This is a genomic window from Marivirga sp. (assembly GCF_035704835.1).
GTDB lineage: Bacteria > Bacteroidota > Bacteroidia > Cytophagales > Cyclobacteriaceae > Marivirga.
This window is the reverse complement of the sequence record NZ_DASSWQ010000013.1, coordinates 1-2002: the sequence shown is the minus strand read 5'-3', so window position 1 is coordinate 2002 and position 2002 is coordinate 1. Positions and strand designations below refer to the sequence as shown.

Here is a 2002-nt window from a genome sequence, read left to right as displayed (position 1 = left end):
TTTTTTTATTGGATTCAAACTTTTATTAAACTGCATAGCTAATTCACTTATTATGTCATTTGGTGTCGATACGCTTGGAGGGTTGAGTGAAAAATTAAAACAATTAGTAAACGAGACTCAAGACCATTATGAATCTTTTATTGATGATGCTCAACTTTACAAAAAAGGAAAAATTGGTGATAAAGAATTTTTCGGAAAAGTTGCAAAATTCATGATATCTCTCTCTGCACTAAATTTTCTAGCTATTAGAGTAATATTGGAAATGAAATCAGCAGTCGACAAAGGTTCATCATTAAAGAATCCAACTGGCGGAATTGCAGAGCCTTCATCTGGTTCTGGATTTGGAGTCAATGCGTTTGTAGACAGCGGTGGTAGTATCGGTGGCAACAGACCATCAAATGATAGTCAATATTTACTTCCTGCACCTGATCGACTAACCGAGCCAACATTCAAACCTGTCGACATAACAATTAAGCCCGAAGCTAAAAACCAGGATTCAAAAAAGAATTGTGTCCATTGCAAGTCTTCAATTCCTGTTACTGCTAAATTCTGTCCCAAGTGTGGGAATTCGCAATAATTAAAAACTCCATTTTGTTTTAATCTACTATGGAGATCTTTAATGGGAGAGCTGCCACTGAAGAGTATATGTCCACACATTCCCTAACTTTTTCGACTCCTGAAATGACATTAAAAAAATTTGCATTGTGGTTAGGTGATCAAGTTAATGTTCCTGGAAAAAATAAGACAGTACCTCGCTTATTGATGTATATTAATGATGTCAACAATCAATCAAACAATTCTGATTTCCTTCCAGATATTGATGAATCATTCAAACCAAGTGGAGCAGTTACAGATATGTTCAAGGATCTCACACAGGGATCGACGACCAAATGTCACAATTGCAATTATCCTCTCAAAACAGCATCAAAATTCTGTCCTAAATGTGGATCAAAACAGCAATAGGATTATCACAAAAATCAAGTATGTATTATGATTAACGGAAGATATCACGTACGGCAAATGTAAACCTTTTCTGTTCATACAGTATTCACTAAATGCTTTAAATTAAAGAAATAAAGTTTATAGACCATTGCCTGGAAATCTAGGAATTGAATCTAGAGCTTTTGGCTTTCTTTTTATCAGTATCGCTATAGCAGTTCTAACTGGAACTATAATTAACGAATTCTTATCAACTCATGGTGTTCCAATTTACTATCAACTACTTTCATGGATTTTGGTATTTGCTTTGATTTTGGGAATAACCTTTACAAAAATGAATAATCTGTTTCAATCCATAAGAAACAGAATGAAAAATAGCATAAAATGGCCTTTTCATGCAAAGATAATTAATGGTCTAAGCTGGGCAGGACCTTTTTTAGCCATTCCAATATTCTACCCATTTTCACAGTACTTGATACTCTTAGGAATCGGTACTGGTAACATCTCCACATTTCTTTTGATTAAATATTATAGTAATTACAAAAATAAGGAACAATTTATTGTTGGAATAATTGCAATTATTATGATCCCAGTTTTATTTCTAGTTGATGTATTACTTTCTTCTGTTTTAGTTCATCAACATATATTGGCACTTTCTAGAATATTTGTCGCAATATCATATGGAGTGGGAGGTATCTACGCATTAAATGAAAGATGAAAAGATTGCAATATGCATAATGAGTGGCGGGCTGGATTCGCTCTGTGCTGCTGCTTATATCAAAAACTACAAGAAATATAAAATAAAAATAATTACATTTTCTTATGGTCAAAGAGCCAAACGCGAGATAATTCAGTCAAAAAAGCTTGCCAAGGCCTTGAATTCAGATGAATACCGTATAGTAGACATTAATTTTATGAAGGAATTGTACGGTAGTTCAAACGTACTAACCAATAGCAAATTATCAATTCCATCCAAATTCGACCATAGTATAGTAGTGCCCATTAGAAATGCAATTTTCATAACAATTGCCACAGCCTGGGCATTTAGTCTTGATGCTAATTT

4 protein-coding genes are annotated in these 2002 nt (G+C 33.7%); all 4 read left to right on the top strand.

Annotation, left to right across the window (positions count from 1 at the left end; genetic code table 11):
- On the top strand, nt 1-577 hold a 577-nt coding region (locus tag VFM92_RS02300), incomplete at its 5' end, for a zinc ribbon domain-containing protein (protein WP_325120578.1).
- A 29-nt stretch (nt 578-606) separates the two neighbouring features.
- On the top strand, nt 607-963 hold the full coding sequence (locus tag VFM92_RS16910; protein WP_414675560.1) for a zinc ribbon domain-containing protein: 357 nt from the start codon (nt 607-609) through the stop codon (nt 961-963).
- A gap of 127 nt (nt 964-1090) precedes the next feature.
- The gene (locus VFM92_RS02295) at nt 1091-1657 is read left to right on the top strand and encodes a hypothetical protein (RefSeq protein ID WP_325120577.1); all 567 of its coding nucleotides are present in this window, start codon (nt 1091-1093) and stop codon (nt 1655-1657) included.
- The coding region (locus VFM92_RS02290; protein ID WP_325120576.1) for a 7-cyano-7-deazaguanine synthase at nt 1647-2002 on the top strand (356 nt) is incomplete at its 3' end. The genes VFM92_RS02295 and VFM92_RS02290, both read left to right, overlap by 11 nt.

Excerpts from the sequence above, each read along its gene's own strand:
- VFM92_RS16910 (WP_414675560.1), top strand. The coding sequence starts at position 607 with ATGGAGATCTTTAATGGGAGAGCTGCCACTGAAGAGTATATGTCCACA.